The organism is Pseudomonas sp. 05N433, from assembly GCF_056396925.1.
In genome coordinates, this window is record NZ_JBFTML010000118.1 from 1 (window position 1) to 2,559 (window position 2,559).

Sequence of the window (2,559 nt, forward strand, 5' to 3'; positions counted from 1 at the left end):
GATTTAAGTCCTAACGTATGGATTGAAGCCGCCAGAAATCACTTCCACACGAATAGGTGGCGGCTGTACGCAGGTGTGGAAGACCGGGACGTTAGGCACCCGGCGCACTCGAAAGCGCCCCGCGCACAGCCACCATGAAACACAGACGATAAAAAACGCCGAACTGGTGGCGCTTGATGCGCCTAACGATAGAAGGGCTTCCACGCCCTGTCACTGAATTTGCAGTGACCTCCCAAAGACTATCGATGAGGCGCGCTGCGCACCAGTTCATGGAAACCGCTACAACTTGAAGGAAACTTCCGACGACTTTGCCCAGAAATTTCGCACCTCCGTAAGAAATGATCTATTCAGACACCGGTGGGAAATAAGGTAATTTTCTTAAATTCCAGATCTACAAATACTGGAATATCCCCAGTGAATCCAACTACCTCAAGAAGCACGACTGATCCGTCTAAATCGACAGCCGCAACTCCATCCGCATCAATAGACATTATTCTTCCTGTCAAATTTATAAAGCCGTTTGCTACTTCAATCGAATACACATCTTTCAACGCGCGATGAGCATTCACCCCCCAAATAACCTCCTCCATAACTTCTAACTCGACATCATAAAGCTCGCCTAATTTTGGTGTTCCGGCATTCCAAGCTGCTATCGCCGAGCCGAGTACGGTTGAAAATTCCACAAAATTCTCATTTTTTATGAGAATCATTTTATTTATGGTCACATTCATTTTGGTTTCTTCGGCAATGGAACTCGGACTACGGTGCTTTCAACATTCATCACATTTTCCTTTAGTTCGAGTATCCACTTTTCCTCATGGTAATGATGCTTACTCGGGTTGCCTCCCATTTCATGAGCTCCATAGCGGATACTTCTTTTCCCATCTGCCGACACCAATCTGTCAGGATCCGGACTCCTCGTTCGGGGATGACTATGTGTGTACGGACCATCACCTAAAAACTCTTCCCATTTATTAGTGGCATCCTGCGGTTTAACTGGCTTATTAGCATAGGTTTCTTTGTGATATCCCGCCTGGGGCGTATTCCGAGACACCTCTGGTATTTGAGGTTCTCCGTCAGTCGCTGCCGCCTTGCCCGAAGGTTCTTGCCCACCGATAGACGGTTTCTTACATTTATCTCCATCGGGACAGGTACTCAACCCCAACGGATCAACCCACCCCGTCGGATTCGGCGTGTACTGGTACTGGTTCAGCCCACCGGCCAGCTTGATCGGATCCGGCGTCAGATACCGCCCCACCTGCGGATCATAGTACCGATGCCGGTTGTAGTGCAGACCACTCTCGGCGTCGAAATACTGCCCCTGGAAACGCAGTGGTTGCTCGAGCTGCTCGCCTCCACCGAGTGCCTGATGCGTGAGCTTGCCGTAGGCGTTGTACTTCGCCGACCAGACAATCTCGCCACCGAAATCCGTCAGTTCCTGCGGTGTGCCCAGGTGATCGAGCTGGTAGTAGAACGGGCAGGCCTTTTTCGGGCCTTTGCCGTCGAGCATGGCCAACGGGCGGAAGTTGCCCGGCTCGTAGACGTAGCTGCGGTAGTGCTCTTTGCTGCTTTCAGCGACGACTTGGTCGCCCTGCCAGAAGAACTCGGTAGTTTGGCCGTCGACGGTTTTGGCGATGCGGCGGCCGAAGGCATCGTAGCGATAGCTCGCGCAACTTCCATCCGGCAACGTGACGCCGACCAGCCGATGCTGGCAGTCGTAGCGGTATTCGGTGACGAGTTTTTGCGCGGTGCCACGGCGTTCGCGGATCAGGTTGCCGAAGGCGTCGTAGTCGTAATGGCGGTCGCCTTGCATCAGCAGGCGATTGCCTTTGACGGTCGTCGGGCCGGGGCGGTCCTGCATCAGCAGGTTGCCGGCGGGGTCGTGGGCGAAGCTTTCCGGTGGGTCGTCGCGGGTGTGGCGGACGCGGGTCAGCCGGTTCAGCGGGTCGTACTGGTAACTGCGCTGGCCGTGGCGGGTGTCGGCGATGTGGTCGAGATTGCCGTTGAGGCTGTAGGCATAGTCGCGGCGGTACAGGCTTTTTTGCTGTTGACTGACGGCGTGGGCCTTTAGCCGGCCCTGTTCGTCGTAGGCATATTCGCTGAGCAGCAGGCCTTGCTGGCGCTGTAGTTCTCGACCGGATTTGTACGTGTGGTTTGTAAGACGTGTGCCATTAAGGTCGATAGCCGTCAGCGCACCACCCTTGGCGTGGTGGTAGTCGAGCTTGCTGCCATCCGGCAGGCGCAGGCGGTTAAGTTGGCCGCAGGCGTCGTAGGCATAACGCAGCGTGCCCCAGCCCTGATGCTCGGTGATCAGCCGGTCCTGCTGGTCGTATTCGAATTCCAGCGGATGGTCGTGGCCGTCGTCGACGCTGACCAATCGACCGAGGCTGTCGTAGCGGTATTGGACCTGGATGCCGTCGGGCAAGGTTTTGACTAACAGCCGTCCTTCCGCATCCCGCTCGTACCCGGTAACCAGCTGCGAGCCGTCATCGCCGAATTCGGTTTTCTCCAGCAGATGGCCGTTGAGGTCGTAGACGTAGGCGGTGCGGCGGCCGTCGA

2 protein-coding genes are annotated in these 2,559 nt (G+C 55.5%); both read right to left on the minus strand.

Features of this window, described 5'->3' with window-relative positions; all coding sequences use genetic code 11:
- Positions 1–347 precede the first annotated feature (347 nt).
- Positions 348–731: a hypothetical protein gene (locus tag AC1DIS_RS29885; RefSeq protein WP_477744556.1), complete on the minus strand. Its 384-nt coding sequence runs from the start codon at positions 729–731 to the stop codon at positions 348–350.
- A partial coding sequence (locus AC1DIS_RS29890; RefSeq protein WP_477744555.1) for an RHS repeat-associated core domain-containing protein occupies positions 728–2,559 on the minus strand: 1,832 nt, incomplete at its 5' end. The genes AC1DIS_RS29890 and AC1DIS_RS29885, both read right to left, overlap by 4 nt.

Bases quoted from the DNA above. Each gene is read 5' to 3' on its own strand.
- AC1DIS_RS29885 (WP_477744556.1), bottom strand. From the start codon at position 731: ATGAATGTGACCATAAATAAAATGATTCTCATAAAAAATGAGAATTTT.